The 16,779-nt window shown below is 61.8% G+C and carries 13 protein-coding genes; 5 read left to right on the top strand and 8 right to left on the bottom strand.

Going from position 1 to position 16,779, the window contains the following annotated elements:
• Positions 1–68 precede the first annotated feature (68 nt).
• A complete protein-coding gene (locus AC6I97_RS13460; protein WP_497945121.1) occupies positions 69–1,526 on the top strand; it encodes a multicopper oxidase family protein in 1,458 nt (485 codons plus the stop codon).
• On the opposite strand, the gene AC6I97_RS13465 is transcribed toward AC6I97_RS13460, so the two are convergent.
• Positions 1,523–3,949 (bottom strand): phosphoketolase family protein, encoded by a 2,427-nt coding sequence (locus AC6I97_RS13465; RefSeq protein ID WP_497945122.1) that lies wholly within the window; start codon positions 3,947–3,949, stop codon positions 1,523–1,525. The genes AC6I97_RS13460 and AC6I97_RS13465 overlap by 4 nt on opposite strands.
• A gap of 13 nt (positions 3,950–3,962) precedes the next feature.
• A complete protein-coding gene (locus AC6I97_RS13470) occupies positions 3,963–5,111 on the bottom strand; it encodes an acetate/propionate family kinase (protein ID WP_497945123.1) in 1,149 nt (382 codons plus the stop codon).
• Positions 5,112–5,278: 167 nt separating this feature from the next.
• Here AC6I97_RS13470 and AC6I97_RS13475 point away from each other — a divergent pair, with 167 nt between their 5' ends.
• A complete protein-coding gene (locus AC6I97_RS13475; protein ID WP_497945124.1) occupies positions 5,279–6,085 on the top strand; it encodes a universal stress protein in 807 nt (268 codons plus the stop codon).
• A 67-nt stretch (positions 6,086–6,152) separates the two neighbouring features.
• Here AC6I97_RS13475 and AC6I97_RS13480 read toward each other — a convergent pair whose 3' ends face one another.
• A complete protein-coding gene (locus AC6I97_RS13480) occupies positions 6,153–6,650 on the bottom strand; it encodes a pyridoxamine 5'-phosphate oxidase family protein (RefSeq protein WP_224090115.1) in 498 nt (165 codons plus the stop codon).
• 134 nt (positions 6,651–6,784) lie between these two features.
• Here AC6I97_RS13480 and AC6I97_RS13485 point away from each other — a divergent pair, with 134 nt between their 5' ends.
• Together AC6I97_RS13485 and AC6I97_RS13490 are read left to right on the top strand one after the other, a co-directional pair.
• Complete coding sequence (locus AC6I97_RS13485) at positions 6,785–9,394, top strand: cation-translocating P-type ATPase (protein WP_497945125.1); 2,610 nt, start codon at positions 6,785–6,787, stop codon at positions 9,392–9,394.
• Between the two features lie 53 nt (positions 9,395–9,447).
• Positions 9,448–9,906 (top strand): universal stress protein, encoded by a 459-nt coding sequence (locus AC6I97_RS13490; RefSeq protein WP_497945126.1) that lies wholly within the window; start codon positions 9,448–9,450, stop codon positions 9,904–9,906.
• Here AC6I97_RS13490 and pta read toward each other — a convergent pair.
• Entirely contained in the window at positions 9,903–11,978 is a 2,076-nt protein-coding gene (pta, locus tag AC6I97_RS13495; protein WP_497945127.1) for a phosphate acetyltransferase, read from the bottom strand. The genes AC6I97_RS13490 and pta overlap by 4 nt on opposite strands.
• Positions 11,979–12,184: 206 nt before the next feature.
• On the opposite strand from pta, the gene AC6I97_RS13500 reads away from it, so the two are divergent.
• Positions 12,185–12,607, top strand: a complete 423-nt coding sequence (locus AC6I97_RS13500) for a pyridoxamine 5'-phosphate oxidase family protein (RefSeq protein ID WP_224090113.1) — start codon at positions 12,185–12,187, stop codon at positions 12,605–12,607.
• Here AC6I97_RS13500 and AC6I97_RS13505 read toward each other — a convergent pair.
• From AC6I97_RS13505 to AC6I97_RS13520, 4 genes are all read right to left on the bottom strand, one after another.
• Complete coding sequence (locus AC6I97_RS13505; protein ID WP_497947110.1) at positions 12,546–14,414, bottom strand: heavy metal translocating P-type ATPase; 1,869 nt, start codon at positions 14,412–14,414, stop codon at positions 12,546–12,548. The two genes, AC6I97_RS13500 and AC6I97_RS13505, sit on opposite strands and share 62 nt — an antisense overlap.
• A 72-nt stretch (positions 14,415–14,486) precedes the next feature.
• Positions 14,487–15,554 carry a zinc-dependent alcohol dehydrogenase family protein gene (locus AC6I97_RS13510; protein WP_497945128.1) on the bottom strand — a complete coding sequence of 356 codons (1,068 nt, stop codon included), beginning with the start codon at positions 15,552–15,554 and terminating at the stop codon, positions 14,487–14,489.
• Between the two features lie 72 nt (positions 15,555–15,626).
• The gene (locus AC6I97_RS13515; RefSeq protein ID WP_497945129.1) at positions 15,627–16,091 is read right to left on the bottom strand and encodes a pyridoxamine 5'-phosphate oxidase family protein; all 465 of its coding nucleotides are present in this window, start codon (positions 16,089–16,091) and stop codon (positions 15,627–15,629) included.
• A 102-nt stretch (positions 16,092–16,193) separates the two neighbouring features.
• Positions 16,194–16,664 carry a pyridoxamine 5'-phosphate oxidase family protein gene (locus AC6I97_RS13520; protein WP_497945130.1) on the bottom strand — a complete coding sequence of 157 codons (471 nt, stop codon included), beginning with the start codon at positions 16,662–16,664 and terminating at the stop codon, positions 16,194–16,196.
• Between the last annotated feature and the right edge of the window lie 115 nt (positions 16,665–16,779).

The raw sequence follows: 16,779 nt of genomic DNA on the forward strand, positions 1-16,779 counted from the left end.
TTTGCGAGGGGGGAACTCACCGCAGACGAATACCGTGACAGGATCAAGGTTCTCGGTGAAGGACCCTGATGGAGCCCCTCAGCAGGCGTTCGGCGTTGCTCCTGGGAAGCCTGGGTTTGGCGAGCACTGTCGTGGGCGGGACAGGCCTTGTTACGACGCTGGCGTCCCATCCCACCGGTGCCAGCGTTGGAACCGATTTGACCTATCCGCCGGTTGTGAAGAGTTCGGCAGGCAGACTGAACGTCCAGCTTGAAGCCGGACACAGCCGTGTGGAGCTCGCGGGACGGCAGGCCTCCGCCGTTGCCTACAACAATGAAGTACCTGGTCCAACGCTTCGGATCCAACCCGGTGATGTCGTAAGAATCCACCTCGCCAATAACCTGCGTGAACCCACGAACCTTCATGTGCACGGACTGCATGTCTCACCCCAAGGCGACGGCGACAATGCTTTTATCGTTGTTGGCCCCGGCAGGACCTTCGACTACGAATACCGTCTACGTGAGGACCATCCTCCGGGCGTGTACTGGTACCACCCCCATCATCACGGCAATGTTGCCGACCAGATCTTTGGAGGCCTCTTCGGAGCGATCATCGTTGAGGACCCTGAGACCATCAACACGGTTCGCGAACGGATCCTGGTGGTTTCCGACACCACGTTGGACCCTTTCGGGAACGTCCAGCAGGCGTCTCAAATGGAGAGGATAGCCGGCCGCGAGGGCACGCTTCTCTTGGTCAATGGGCAACTCAATCCGCGGTTGGAGGCCCGCCCCGGCGAACGCGAAAGGTGGCGGATCATCAATGCCTGTGCTGCCCGTTATCTCCGTTTGAGCATTGACGGCCAGCACCTTCAGCTGCTGGCGGTGGACTCCGGTCGACTGCCACGGCCACTTGCCACAGAGGACCTGCTGCTCGCTCCGGGCAACCGCGCCGACCTGTTGGTCACAACAGTCACTGGCGATTCCGTCCTGCGAGCCACACAACACAATCGTGGCGTCCTGCCGGTAATCCCGGGCACTGGAGGATCGAAGGTGTCAGGTACGGAGGACAACGACAGCACACCTTTGGCCACGTTACGTGTTGCGGGAAAACAGGCAGGGCCGTGGCCTGAGGTGCCCGGGGGAAACCAAGGCCTCGACCTCAGGTCGTCCCCGGTAGCGGTCCACCGTCGCCTGACATTCGGCGCCGGGATGGGTATGGGGATGATGGGATTCACAATCAATGGCAAGCAGTTCGACGCCACCAGGACGGACACTACAGCTTCGGTCGGGAGCGTCGAGGAATGGACCTTGATCAACGGCAGCCCCATGGACCATCCCTTCCATCTTCACGTGTGGCCCATGCAGGTCATCGAAGAAAACGGCAAGGCATCGGATGTCGTTCGACGTCAAGACGTGGTGAACGTTCCTGCGAATGGCAGGGTCACGGTCCGCGTGGCATTTAGTGATTTCGTCGGACGCTCCGTCTACCACTGCCACATTCTTGACCACGAAGACCTGGGAATGATGGGCGTCATCGAAGTTCGTTAGGAATCCGGCTCCGACCATGTCCAGTCCCTGATCTCCGGAAGGTCTTCGAAATGCTCCCGTATGTAGGTTGCGTGGGCGTCAAGCTGGCTCAGACAGTGCTTCACAAGTTCTTCCGAACCTGCGAAGCGCCCACGGGCCCGGCGTAGCGCCTCCATGACCAGGTGGTAGCGGCTGACCCTGTTCAGCACCACCATGTCAAAGGGTGTGGTGGTGGTCCCCTGTTCGTTGTAACCGCGGACGTGGAATCTCTCGGGAAGTGGGCGGCCATGCAGGAGTTGATGGAGAGCCCGCGCGTATCCATGCCACGCCATCACCACGTCCACATCAGTAGTAAAGATCTCCTCAAACTTCTCAGTTGAGAGCCCGTGGGGATGCGCATCCGCAGGCGGGAGCACCATAGCATCCATGACGTTGACCACCCGCACGGTCAGCCTGGGGACGTGACGCTGGAGAAGCCAGGCAGCGGCCAAGGTCTCCTGGGTGGGAACATCCCCGGCACAGGCAAGGATGATGTCAGGTTCTGCAGCGACGGGTGAACTGCCGCGCTGTTCATTCCCGGCCCACCCCCATATGGACGCACCAACGGCAGCGTGCTCCCTGGCCTCGGCAAGCGTCAGATACTGGGGGTGGTCCTGCTTGTCGATGACAACGAGGTTTACGTAGTCCTTGCTCCCCAGCATGTGCTCCGCCGCCACTAACAGGGTATTGGCATCCGGCGGGAGGTAGACCCTGATGACACTTCCGGACAGGGATAGGACCGTGTCGATGAGCCCCGGTCCCTGATGGCTGAATCCGTTGTGATCGTTTCGCCAACAGGTGGAGGTCAGCAGGATATTCAGGCTCGGGACGGGCTGGCGCCATTCCAGCTCCCTGGAATGCTGCAACCATTTGGCGTGCTGGACTGTCATGGAGGCGCTCACCATCGCAAATGCCTCGTAGCTTGCGAAGAGGCCGTGCCGTCCTGTTAGCACGTATCCTTCGAGCCAGCCTTGGCACAGGTGTTCGGAGAGGACCTCCATGACCCGGCCGCTGGCCGATACATGGTCCTCAGCCAGGGCTGCGGCGCTGTTAGTGGGCGACTCCAGCAGGCACCTGTCCGTGGCTTCAAAGACTGCACCAAGCCGGTTGCTATTGGTTTCGTCCGGGCAGAAAAGGCGGAATTTGGGATCATCGGCGGTATCGACATAGATGTCCCTGAGCATCTCCCCGAGTGGTCTGGTGCTCTCGTGCATCAACGCTCCGCGAGGAACAGCCCCGACGGCGTACCGGCCAAGGTCGGGGATCACGAGTTCTCCACCGCCCACCCCGCGGCTCGCCGGCAGCGCTCCCATGCGAAGGTCGCCGTCGGGAGCCAAGGCCGCCAGTTCAGGGATAAGGCGCCCTTGGTCATCGAAGAGGTCCTCCGGACGGTAGGAGCGCATCCAGGTCTCCAGTTGCGCCAGATGCCCGGGCTTTTCCCTTACTCCAGCCAACGGCACCTGATGTGAACGGCTGGTTCCTTCAACCGGCACTCCGTCCACTGCGACCGGCCCCGTCCAACCTTTGGGAGTGCGAAGGATAATGGCAGGCCATCGGGCCGGACCCGTAACGCCTTCTTGGCGGGCATGCGATTGTATGGCCCGGATGGAGGCGTACGCCGAATCCATCGCGGAGGCCAAGGCTGGGTGTACAAGGTCCGGATCGTCTCCGGCAACAGTGACAGGGTCCCAGCCATGCGCCGCCAGCAACGCCGCGACGTCCATGTCCGTGCGACGGCCCAAGACCGTGGGACCAGAGATCTTGTATCCATTGAGGTGGAGAACAGGAAGGACCGCGCCGTCGCGGAGCGGGTTGATAAATGCCGGCGCCTTCCATGAACCCTCCAAAGGCCCTGTTTCTGCCTCTCCATCCCCAACCACACAGGCCACAATGAGGTCCGGATTGTCCATGGCGGCTCCAGTGGCATGCATCAGCGAGTAGCCCAGTTCACCGCCTTCGTGGATGGAACCGGGCGTGGCCGGTCCGACATGGCTGGCGATCCCGCCGGGCGTCGAAAATTGCCTGACAAGGCGCCTCAGCCCTTCAAGATCCCTGCCAACAGCCGGATAGACCTCTGAATAGCTGCCCTCAAGATACGTATTGGCAACGACGGCGGGGCCTCCATGGCCAGGGCCAGTCACCAAGAGGACTTCCGCCTTCGTGCGACAGATAAGCCGGTTCAGGTGGGCATAAATGAGAGACAACCCGGGGCTGGTTCCCCAATGGCCCAGAAGCCGGGGTTTGATGTGCCGTGCTTGCAATGGTTCGCGCAGAAGAGGATTTTCCTGAAGGTAGATCTGAGCCACGGTGAGGTAGTTCGCGGCAGCCCAGTAACGGTTGAGCAATTGAAAGTCCTCGGACTCCGGCCCATTGACTTGGCGGGTGTCCGGCGTGCTTGGCCTCATCTTGCAATCCTTCCTATTCACGTTCAGCGAGGAGTGAAGCAGTGGCTTCTGCGATTGCGCGCTCCTCGTCGCTGGGCACCACAAGCACAGGAAATGTGGAATCCTCCGTGCTGACGCCGCGGATGCCTTTCACATCAGCTGAGTTCCCGTCCGCGGCGACGCGTAGTCCCAAAGGGCCAAGCCAGGAAAGGACCTTGGCCCTGAACACATGGGAATTCTCGCCCACGCCCCCCGTGAACACTAAAACGTCGGGCCGATGAACCACCATCGAGTATGCCGCGATGTACTTGGCCAGACGGTAGGCAGCAGTCTCGAGGGCCAGAACTGCCCTGGGCTCTGCCCTCTCTACCGCAGCGCCAATTTGGCGCATGTCCGCCGTTCCTGCCAATGCCAGGAGGCCCGATCGATGATTGAGGACAGCATCGACTTCGTCTGCAGTGGCTCCCGCACGTTGCATCAAGACGATGATGGAAGGGTCCAGGTCCCCCGATCGGGTACCCATGACCAGCCCTTCCAGCGGTGTCATACCCATGGAGGTGTCCACGCTCCGGCCGTCCCTGACTGCCGTCACCGATGCGCCATTACCCACGTGCGCCACTATTGCGTTAAGGGAAGGACAGGCCACATCAAGAAACGCAGCCGCATCACGGCATGCCATCTCAACGGAAATGCCGTGGAATCCATAGCGCCTGACAGGGTGCGCTGTATAGCTGTCTTCCGGAATCGCATAGCGGGCTGCGAACTCGGGGATGGAACGGTGAAACCCTGTGTCGAACACAGCCACTTGGGGGACCCCCGGCCAGCGTTCTCCGGCAGTCTTCATACAGGCGGCGCTCGCGGGGTTATGCAGCGGCGCCAAGGGACTCAGCCGTTCAATGGCCGCCACAACGTCCGACGTAACGCGTACCGGAGTACTGAACCGGTCACCGCCGTGAACGACGCGATGTCCGATTGCCTCCGGAAATCCTGTTCCCGCGTTCTTGGCCACTGCGGCACCGATTTCTTCAAAAGTCTCCAGCAGGAGAGATGGATCATGGCGGCCATCCGGTGGCAAATTGACCTGTCCCGAAGTCAGGACGCTGTTGTTCCCAGCGGGGTGCAAAGTGTCCCTCAAATGGTATTTCAGCGATGAGGAACCGGGGTTCAGCACAAGAACTTGCACATTGTGATCCTTCCCGCCCGATGTCCAGTGGGAGCCTCCAGCCCTCTGCTGAGGACCCTAACGCACTTCTGCAGGCGGCGGAAAGGTCTTCTGGCCCTTGCGACGGCGACTTCACCCGCAGATAGTGGAAACGATCACTGTTGGGACACGCGAGGGGACGCCGTTACGTGAAGAACCAGATCGTGGCAGCCCTTGATGGTTCCAGGGCCGGCCGGAACGTCGCAGACTGGGCGGCGGCACATGCAGATGCCCTTGGTCTGGGGCTCAACCTCGTTCATGTCGTTCCGCCGGACTGGGCGTTTCCCGGGGCGGATGAACGAAAGTTGGCCCTGGAACGGGCTGGCGACCTGTTAGGCAGCGAAACCGGGCGGCTCGCCCAGGCGTACCCTTCGTTGGAGGTCTCATCCACACAGTTGACCGGAGAACCTGCAGAAACCCTCGCCGGCCTGTCCCCGGAAGCAAACATGCTGGTTGCAGGAACCGACCGCGGGCCAGGGACGGAAGGGCAGGGATACGGATCCGTCAGTTTCCAGATCGCAGTCACAAGCAACTGCCCTGTCGCGGTGGTTCCGGACATGGCATCCGGTGTCCGCACGGGCGTGGTGGTCGGAGTCGACGGCTCCGCCGATTCGCTCACTGCCCTGGATCTGGCGGCGAGTGAGGCACAGCGTATGGATGAAGAACTGATCATCGTTCATGCGACGGGTCCGGATCCCCGATCTCCCCGGAACGGTGGCATCATGGCCGAGGCCGTCCGCTGGGTCAACGAAAACTACCCCGGGGTATCCGTGCAGGAAAAGCTGGAGGACAGCCTCGGACCTGGGGACGCGCTGGTGGATGCTGCCAGGGAGGCCCGGCTGCTGGTCATGGGCTGCCGCGGGCGGGGTGGCCTACGGGTGCTGCTGGGATCCGTGGCACAGCACGTTCTCCTCAATGTCCAGTGCCCCACAATCCTGACGAGGCCGTCATCCTGACGAGGCCGTCCTGAAACCTGACAAGGCCGTCCTGAAACCAGACCGCCAACCCGGGCCGTCGCGCCCGCTACTGGTGTCCGGCGTCGTTCCCTTCCGCGGCCCCGTCGTCAGATGCGGCAGGATCCAGCGGCGGCCACCACTTGGAGGGTGGGGTGATGACAAACCGCCGTCCACTGATTTCCGTTGGCGTCACCCGCACCAAAATGTCCTTCGGACCGGGCTGCCACGGGGACAAGCCTGCATCCACCGCTTCCTGAATTTCTTCGGGATGGGTCACGAACTCGGGGCGTCCCTTAATGATGACGCTCCAGGCAATGGTCCCGTAACGGTTGAACCCGTCAGCTTCCATAGCAAGCACGGACCCTTCGCGGAGGGCGTTGTGTTTGGTCCCCTGCCCGGTCCTGAACAGCAGCGTCCCGAAATTAGGGATGTAGTTAACCGGGAAGATCTCCGGAACGTCCCCATTGATGAGTGCCACCCTGCACGTAGACGTGGACTGCAAATACTTCCAGCAGTCGTGGACGCTGAGTTCTTTCGTTTCCTGGTCCGGTGATGTGTTCTCCATGGCGCCGAGCCTAACGCCTCAGACGCGGCACGTGTAGGGCAGAAGGTCCTTTCCCAACCGTGCCCTTTGGCCCTAGACACGTCAGGGCTGCTGATGGAGCCTTTCAGGAACAGGCATCCCGTTTTGGAGAAACCATGTCCTCTGGGAACAAACCCCCTGCGCCGCTGCCTGCAGCGACCCGAACCGACGGCCTGAGTTCCCGCGAGGCCGCGGAGTTATTGGCAGAAACGGGCCCAAACGTTCTGCCGCAAGCCAGAAAGTTGCCGCAGTGGCGAAAGCTGTTGGGCGAGTTGACACACTTCTTCGCATTGATGTTGTGGGTTGCCGCCGCGTTGGCCTACATCGGTGGCATGCCGCAGCTGTGTGTGGCAATCATCGTTGTTGTCATCGTCAACGGGGTCTTCGCCCACATCCAACAAGAACGTGCCCAGCACGCAGCTGAACGACTGCAGGGCCTCCTCCCGGCCGAAGTGAATGTACGGCGGGACGGGAGGATCCAAAGCGTGCATGCCAGCGACCTCGTCCCGCGGGACGTCGTCATTCTGGCAGCCGGCGACAGGCTTCCCGCGGACATCCTGCTCGTTGCGGCCTCAAGCTGCACGGTGGATGAATCCATGCTGACCGGCGAAAGTGCAGCAGTGCCCAAAGGCAGCAATGAACCTGTCTGGGGTGGAACGTTCCTGGTCAACGGAGAAGCAGAAGGCCTTGTCACCGCCACGGGCGGGAACACCAAACTGGCCGCAATTGCCGCCCTCACGAGTGGCACCAAGTCACCACCAACTCCCCTGACCCTGGAACTCCGGAGGATAGTCCGGCTCATAGCCATTGTTGCTTTGACCGTTGCAGGCTCGTTCTTCGTCGTTTCGCTCTTGGTAGGGATAGTCTGGCGCGACTCGTTTCTGTTTGCGATCGGTGTTGCCGTCGCGCTGATTCCGGAAGGCCTCCTGCCCACCGTCACTCTGTCATTGGCTATGGGGGCGCAGCGTATGGCTGAACGGCAAGCACTCGTCCGCAACCTGGAGGCAGTGGAGACGCTCGGTTCCACCACCTTCATCTGCACGGACAAAACCGGAACCTTGACGCAAAACCGGATGAACGCCGTCGAAGTCATCACTTCCGACGGTGCAGTGAAGATCGTGGGCGAGGGCTACGGCCCCGTTGCACGGATCGAAGGACAGGCACGCAGCGCGTCGCTGCTGGCCGCTTTGGGTGCACGGGCAGCGTCGCAAGGACGGGCGGTGCAACACACAGGTGAATGGACGGCCAGTGGCGACCCCATGGAAGCGGCCATTGATTCCCTGGCACGGCGGCTGCTGGGGCGCGAGCCTGACACGGTCACCACCATGCGGCGCTTTGCCTTTGACGCCACCAGACGCCGGGAGTCCGTCATTGTCGGCGCAACGCTTTTCGTCAAGGGGGCCCCTGAATCGGTTTTGCCCTTGTGCGGGGACACCTCCGGCATCTTGGCCGACGCCGTAGAATCAATGGCTTCGCGCGGATTGCGGGTGATAGCAGTGGCAAGCCGGGAGTTGCCCGGAAGGGCAGAGGACTGGCTGGACCGATCGGCCGTAGAGGCCGAACGCAACCTTGTGCCCTTGGGCCTCATCGGGCTCCATGACCCGCCCAGGCCGGATGTCGGTGAGGTGATCAAGGCAGCCAGAGGGGCTGGGATCAGGATCGCAATGATCACTGGCGACCACCCATCAACGGCCGGTGCAATCGCCAGGGAGATTGGGCTGATGGGGCCGGACAACCTCGTCGTCCAAGGCGTCGACCTCCCGGAGGATGAGCAGATCCTCGGGGCCCTCCTGGACCGCGACGGCGTTGTGGTCAGCAGGGTGTCGCCGGAGCAAAAGCTACGCGTGGCGAAGGCATTGCAGGCCCGCGGCCATGTGGTGGCGATGACGGGAGACGGCGTCAATGACGGTCCCGCGCTTCGCCAGGCCGACATTGGGGTAGCCATGGGACTCAGCGGCACGGACGTGGCCCGCGAAGCTGCGGATTTGGTTCTCCTGGACGACCATTTCGCTACGATCGTGGCCGCAATCGAACAGGGGCGCGCTACCTACTCGAACATTCACCGCTTCCTTACTTACCACCTCACGGACAACGTGGCGGAGCTGGCACCTTTCGTCATCTGGGCGTTGTCAGGCGGCCAATTCCCGCTTGCGCTTGGTGTCCTCCAGATCCTGGCGCTCGACATCGGAACGGATCTGCTGCCTGCCCTGGCTCTCGGCGCCGAGCCGCCGGGTCAGCGCGTACTGAAGAGACCACCCGAAAAGCGGCATCTCCTGGACCGTCAACTCATGCTGAGGGTGTTCGCTGTAATGGGACCAACCGAGGCTTTGATAGCCATGGCAGCATTCTCCACAGTGCTGTTCGGCAGCGGCTGGGTTCGTGGCCAAATGTGGGATCCGGGTGTACTGATGTCAGCGTCCGGGGCTGCGTTTGCCGCCGTGGTGCTGGGCCAACTGGCCACCGCTTTCGCATGCCGGAGCGCAACGGCTCCCCCCTGGAAGCAGGGATGGTTCACCAACCGGCTCCTGCTGTGGGCTGTATCCGCGGAATTGGCGGCACTGGCCCTGTTCCTGTTCGTTCCGCCCCTGGCCGGAATCCTTGGACAGGCGCCGCCCACTGCCTTGGGGTGGCTCGTAGCCGTCCTTGCCATTCCCGGCGTCCTTGGCGTCGATTGGCTCTACAAACGGCTGCGTCACCGGCAAAGCGGAACCCCTTCGCGGGCCTGAAAACGTGTCCTTTGGCCCTATCCTGGCACCGCGCGCAGGGGCAAGCTGGTCCCATGAACCCACAATCACGGCCGAATCGAATTGTCGTCGGCGTCGATGGCTCGGAATACTCCTCGAAGACCCTCGAAATGGCAGGGCGGATGGCGTCCACCCTTGGCGGGCCCATGGACGTGGTCACCTGCATCGGCATGTCCGATTTCTACATGGCATCGCGCTTCGAACCTGAGCTGACCCGTTTTAGTTCACAGCTTGAGGACACCGCGAGGCGCCTGGTGGAGGAGGCACTTGAGCGCGCTTTCGGAGAATCCCGCCCCGAGGACCTGACGGTCACTGTCAAATTCGGCGATCCAGCGAAGGTATTGGTCGAGGAAAGCCGTGGATCCCAGTTGCTCGTCGTAGGCAGGCACGGCGCCGGCGGCTTCCTGAATCAGCCCATTGGTTCGGTCAGCAAAGCCTGCGCAGCCCATGCCCACTGCCCGGTTCTTCTGGTGGCTACGGAGGAAGACGCCTAGCCTGCTTGCTGGGCCTGGACGGCGGTGATGGCTACCGTGTTGATGATGTCATCCACGGTTGAACCCCTGGATAGATCGTTGATGGGCTTGCGCAGACCCTGCAGGATAGGCCCGACGGCGATAGCACCCGAGGACTGCTCCACCGCCTTGTAGGTGTTGTTGCCAGTGTTGAGGTCGGGAAAGATGAAGACAGTCGCCTTCCCTGCGACGGTCGATGAAGGCAACTTGGAGCTCGCGATGGTCGCATCCACTGCGGCGTCGTACTGAATTGGCCCATCCACCGGAAGATCAGGACGTGCATCCCTGACCAGTTCCGTGGCGCGGCGCACCTTGTCTACGGCAGTTCCGGATCCGGAGCCTCCCGTCGAATAGGAAAGCATGGCCACCCTCGGCTCTACACCGAAACGGGAAGCAGTGTCAGCGGAAGCGATGGCGATTTCCGCGAGTTGTTCTGCGTTCGGCTCGGGAACCACCGCGCAGTCTCCATAAACGAACACCCGGTCCGGAAACAACATGAAGAAGACAGAGGAGACCAGGCCTTCCCCCTCCCGGCCCTTCACGAACTCCAACGCCGGCCGTATGGTATTGGCCGTAGTGTGGGCCGCGCCGGAAACCATGCCGTCTGCTTCACCGAGCTGGACCATCATGGTGCCGAAGTACGCGCCATCAAGCATGATTTCCCGGGCGCGTTCCATGATCATGCCTTTCCGGGCCCTCAAGCGGCAATACTCGGCAGCAAAGCGCTCCCTGAGCGGTGAACTGGCAGGATCAAGTATCTGGAGCCCGCTCACATCGATGCCATGGGCTTCAGCGAGCTCCCGGATCGCAGCTACGTTGCCAAGGACCGTTATCCTGCAAACATCCCGGCGTCGAAGGATCTCGGCCGCCCGCAGGACGCGCAATTCTTCGCCCTCGGCCAGAACAATTCTTCGTTCCTGATTCCGGGCCCTTTCGATCAGCTCGTTGAGGAAGCGCAGGGGCGTCACAGTGGCCGGATGTGGAAGGGCCAAACGATCGAGCATTTCGGTTTCGTTGACGAAGCGGGACCAAACCCCCAGCGCCGCAGCCAGCTTACGGTTCTCCCCCGTGTGGATCTCACTGCGCACACCCGCGACCTTTTGTGCCGTGACATACGTATCTGTCGGGTGCGTGAAGACAGGGAAGGGCGCACGCTCCAACAACGGCAGCACGTGTGCACCGGGAAGCAGCCCATCCGACAGGATAATGCCCGCAGGCGTCGGAAGTTCGGGCGACAGGGCCGAGGCCACGCAGGCCATCATGACGTCGGAGCGGTCACCGGCAACGATGACCAGATCTCCGGCATGGAGAGTCTCAAGGAAGTTGTCCACGTTCATTCCCGCCACCTTGATACTGCGCACATCACGGTCCAGCTCTGTGCTGCCCGACATAAGGGTAAGGCCCAAGGAAGAGGCGACGTCTGCAACAGTTGGGGTGGAAATCTGCGGCACTTCGGGTATGACGTATGAAGGGACCTCCCCCGCAGATGCCTTTACAGCCCGATGGACGTCCCCCAGTGCCTTGGGATCGGCGCGATTCACCACCAATGCCAGGAGTGGGCAGCGCCCCGCCTTGAACTGCCTGACGGCTGCGTCCACGGCGCCTGCTGTCTGTGCCACCGAGAGTCCTCTTGCGCCAACGACGGCCAGCACCGGCAGCCCCAGGTTGTTCGCCAACCTGGTGTTGAGGTCCAACTCCCTTCCTGCGTCGTTTCCGCGAAGGTCCGAGCCGTCCACCACCACCACATCGCACTCTTGGGCAATCTCCCTGTATTCCGCCAGGATCCAGGAGAACACTTCGTCCTGACGGCCCGCCGCGACGTCCGCCCTCGCTGAGTCCAGGGACATGCCGCTCCGGCAGCGGGACTGTCCCAGTTCGTAGAGTCGGCGAAGCATGACGATTACGGGGTCCTCCTGGGCCTGGGCACTATCGACCAGCGGCCGGAAGAAGCCCGGACGTCCCGTCCTGCGATGCAGGGCATCGGCCAGACCCAAAGCAACCAGCGACTTTCCGGAACCCGGAGCAACGGAAGCAACGTAAACGCCCTGGACCATATGTCTCCCTCCACACCTGAACGGGCCCGCTTCACAGCTTCTCGCGGACAGGCCCGGGAGGCCAGAGCCGAAGGTCATGGTGCCGCACCTTCCCGCAGGACCTTGGACCCTGTTGCGGTCAACGTGGCCCGCCGTAGGATCACGGACATCAGCTGCGGCAGGCCATCCAGCCGGGCAGCCCCTACGTCAGGTGCAGGAGAAAGACCGTGGAAAATGACGAGCGACCAGGCACTGTCCTGTCCGAAGCCGACTCATGGAAGGTCCTCGAACGGAACCAGCATGGTCGTTTGGCCGTCAGCGTCCTGGGCGAGCCGGACATCTACCCCTTGAACTTCATCGCACACGGGAAGCGTTTGCTCCTCAGGACCAATCCGGGAACAAAGCTAGCTGAGTTGACTGTCAATGAGAAGGTTGCCTTCGAAGTGGAAGAGATCGTTGACGCCGAAGCCTGGAGTGTGGTCCTCAAAGGGACGGCGCGCGTCATCGAGTCGCAGTCGGAAATCGACGAGGCCGACAAGTTGCCCCTCAAACCGTGGATCCCGACCCGCAAATACACCTACGTGGAGATCACTCCGACGCGTGTCCAGGGCCGCTACTTTGAACTTGGGGATGAGCCCGAGCGCTACTGAACGCGGGGCCAACGGCCCTTGAACGTGCGCTGGCCAGCCGTGGACCAAGCGCCCTGAGCGCATTCAGGATAGTCGCCAAATCCACGAATTCCTGAAGCAGCGCTCCGGCCACGGCGGGGATCACACCCAACGTTGCCACCGCCATCAGGCCCAAGCTTAGGAGGATGCCTGTCCAGATGCTCGTACGGGCGATCCGCATGGTGTGCTGGCCGATGTCCACCGCGAAGGCGGCTCTTGAGAGGTCGTCGAGCATAATGACCACGTCCGCCGATTCGCTTGCCGCAGTGGCACCTTTGGCGCCCATGGCGATGCCGACGTCGGCCGCCGCCAGGACAGGGGCGTCGTTGACACCGTCACCAACCATCATGACCGGCCGCACAGTGAGGGCTGCAACGGTGGCGACCTTGTCCGAAGGCAGACACTCCGCCTGGACATTCCCGATCCCAGCGGTTTCAGCGATGTGATGGGCGGTCGACGAAGCATCGCCAGTCAGCAGCATGGTTTGTGCGACACCGAGCCTGCGGAGCTCCGTGAGTGTTTCCACAGCATTTGCCCGCAAGGGATCACTCATGATGAGTGTCCCGGCAAACTTTCCCTCCACACCTACGTAGACCGCGAGTTGCCCTCCTTCCAGGGGCGCGCTTTCAAAGCCTGCCGTATTTTCCTCGACGAACGCCGGCTTTCCCACCACCACCCTCCGGGTTCCGACATCGGCAGCCACGCCATTGGTGGCGTGTTCGCTGGCGTTCGTCGCCGGCAGCAACGGTAAGCTCCGCTCGCGCGCCGCCGCGATGACGGAGGCTGCAAAGATGTGCGACGAGTACTGCTCAGCCGATGCCGCCAGCTGCAACAGTTCGTTTTTTGACAGGCCTGCCGCGGCAGAAAGGCGAATCCCGGTCAGGACAGGCCTGCCTTGGGTGAGAGTACCGGTCTTGTCGAACACAGCAGTCTTCACGCGGCTGAGCTGCTCCAACGTACCTGCATTCTTGATGATGATGCCGGCTTTGGCGGCCCGGCTGGTACCGGCAAGGAAGGCGACGGGCGCGGCAATCAGCAAGGGACACGGAGTCGCAACAACGAGCACCTCCACAAACCGGACTGGATCGTGGCTGAGCCACCAGGCCGCCCCGGCAAGGACAAAGGCTACCAGGGTGAACGGCACGGCATATCTGTCAGCCAGGCGAACCGTAGGTGCACGACTCGCCGCGGCTTCCCTCACCAACGCAACAATCTGGCTGTACTGCGAATCGCCCGCGGAAGCCGTGGCCACCATCCGGATCGCGTCGGCCCCGTTCACGGAGCCACTGAGCAGCAAGTCTCCCGCCAGTCGCTCCGCCGGAAGGCTTTCGCCTGTCAGCGCAGACTCGTCAAAGGTCCCGACGTCGGACAGCAGCCTGCCGTCCACGGGAACAGTTTCAGCCGGCTTCACCAGCAGAATGTCACCACGAGCAACGGACTCGACGCCGACGTCTTCCACTAATCCACCGCTTTCCTCACGGTGGGCAATACGCGGGGTACGTTCCAATAGTGCGCGGAGCTCCTTGGTGGCGCGGCCGTGGGCAAAGTCCTCCAACGCTTCGCCACCGGTCAGCATGAGAACAATGACCAAGGACGCAATGTACTCCCCGACAATTGCGGTTGAACAAATGGCCGTAACGGCCAGGAGGTCAATGCCCCACCGTCCTTGAAAAAGGCCCTTGATCATGCTCCCTGCGCGGTAGACCGCTACCGAGAGCGAGTAAATGGTTGCCGTCCCCTGGGCTGCAGCATCGTGCCCGCTGATAATCAGTGCCGCAACGACGAGCATGGCCAGCACAGTGCCGGCCACCAACGGAAAGCGCGCTACCAGCGTCACCAAACGATGTCTCACGATGAATGTTCAGTCACGGGGCGTCCTGCTGAGCACCACTTTCAACGCCTCCGTTTCGGCGGCCCTGGAAAATGTGTCATAGGCGTCCATGATCCGGTCGAGGGAAAAGTGATGGGTGGCGAACTTCTCTGCGGGCAGCTTGTGCTGGGCAACCAAGCGCAGGAGCATCGGAGTGGTGTTCGTGTTGACCAACCCCATGCTGATATTGATATTGCGGATCCACAAGTCCTGCAAGGGCAGTTGAACAGGCTTTCCGTGAACGCCGATATTGGCCACATTGCCTCCTGGACGTACCAGCCGCAGGGCCATCTCGAAAGTCTCCGGAATCCCCACCGCTTCCATGGCAACGTCAACGCCGGCACCATCCGTGAGGGCCAGGACGTCGCTGATCCAATCCTGGCTTTCAGGGTTGACGGTGTGCGTTGCACCGAAATCGGCGGCCCTTGAAAGGCGGCTTACGTTGGGGTCGATGGCGATGATCGTTGACGCTCCGCAGAGTCCCGCCGTCGCCATGGCCGCCAAGCCAATGGGCCCGGCCCCCACTACGGCGATAATGTCGCCGGGAGCAACGCGGCCATCCAGCACGCCGATCTCAAAGGCTGTGGGAAGGATGTCGGACAACATGACGGCCTCATCATCGTTGACACCGTGCGGAAGCTTGTGAAGTGAGTTGTCCGCGTAGGGAACACGAACGAACTCCGCCTGGGTCCCGTCAATGAGATGACCGAAAATCCAGCCCGTACCCACTTGCCCTTCGTCTCCAAGGCAATGCGAAAACAGCCCTTTTCGGCAATTGGTGCAGTGTCCGCAGGACTTGATGCAAGAGATGATCACACGGTCTCCTGGCCTGACGTTGCCAACTGAACCACCAACCTCCACGACGGTACCCACCCCTTCATGGCCGAGGATCCGTCCAGGTTCCACCGCAGGTACGTCGCCCTTGAGGATATGCAGATCGGTGCCGCAAATGGTGGTCGTGTCGATGCGCACAATTGCATCCGTGGGCTCAGTGATGCCCGGATCCGGAACATCCTTCCACGACTTGGTGGCTGGACCACCGTAAACAAGGGCTTTCATGGTGCTGATCCGTCCTGTGCGTGGCGTTGCAGGCTACCGTTTAGCAGGCATGCAAGGCACTTTGAGAGTGGGTTAGTGGAAGGTTTCGGTACGCGCGTCGTTCAACGGGGTTCCCCAGAGGTCCGGTCGCTTGGTCTTGAAGCGGCGGCCGGTGACGGCGTCCGGAACGAGGCGCAGGTAGTAGTTCTTGCTGCCAGGTTGCCAGGGATCGAGCCCCAGCGCGTCAACCTTGGCCCTTTCCTGCCGGTCCAGGATCAGGGCTGTCCGGCCGCGAACGACCACGCTCCAGGCCTTTCCGCTGAGTGCCCGGTAACCGTCGATTTCCAAGGCACAGGACGTGGTCATGGTGCTCCAGAATTTCGTACCGGCACCTGTACGGAAGACGATGCTGTCTCCTTCCAGGACGTAATTCACCGGAAAGACATCAGGGTGCCCTTCAACCAGGACGGCCAGCCGGCCAACGTTGCTCTCACCCAGCAAGTCCCAACATTCGTCAGGGGCCAACCGTTCTACGACTGCATCAGGCTTTGTCTTCATGCCCTCGACGCTAGCGGCGGCAGGTCGCCGTCGTTAGGGCCGTTGGACCCGGGGCAGCGCGGGCCTGGATGCCGTGGGATCGGCCGCAGTGGGACCGTCCCGCTATTCCAAACCTGCGCGGGTGGCATCGTCCAAGGGGCTCCACCACGTCAGGGGCGGCGTCACTTTGAAGCGCCGCCCGGTCATGGAGGTTGGGACAATCCGGACAAAATGGTCCTTCCGGCCGGCCTGCCAGGGAAAGAGCAAAAGGCCAACAGTGTCCAGTACATCCTGTGTCAACTTGATGCTTTCCGTGGTCCCCTTGATTACTACGCTCCAGGCAATACCGGATCCGGAGTCCACACCGTCCGCCTCCAGCGCTACAGGCGTTGCCCCCAGTGCCGCATGGAGCTTTGTGCCTTCGCCAGTGCGGAAGACCAGGGTTCCGTGATCAACTTTGTAATTGATGGGGAAGATGTCGGGGTGGTCGCCTGCCCAGACTGCCAAGCGCCCCACCGACACACTGCGGAGCAGTTCCCAGCATTGTTTGATGTCCAGGTTCTCTGCCTCGGGGATTGCTGGTTTGTTCGTCATGCGATGACACTAAGGCGGCCCACGGGAATGCGACAGGGCCCAAAGCCCCCTACCCGGCAACGGTTTCGGGCGGAGGGGCCCCGGAGTAGGCTGGCACCAAAGATGGGTGAGGCAC

It is taken from the genome of Arthrobacter sp. TmtSoilC48 (genome assembly GCF_059739425.1).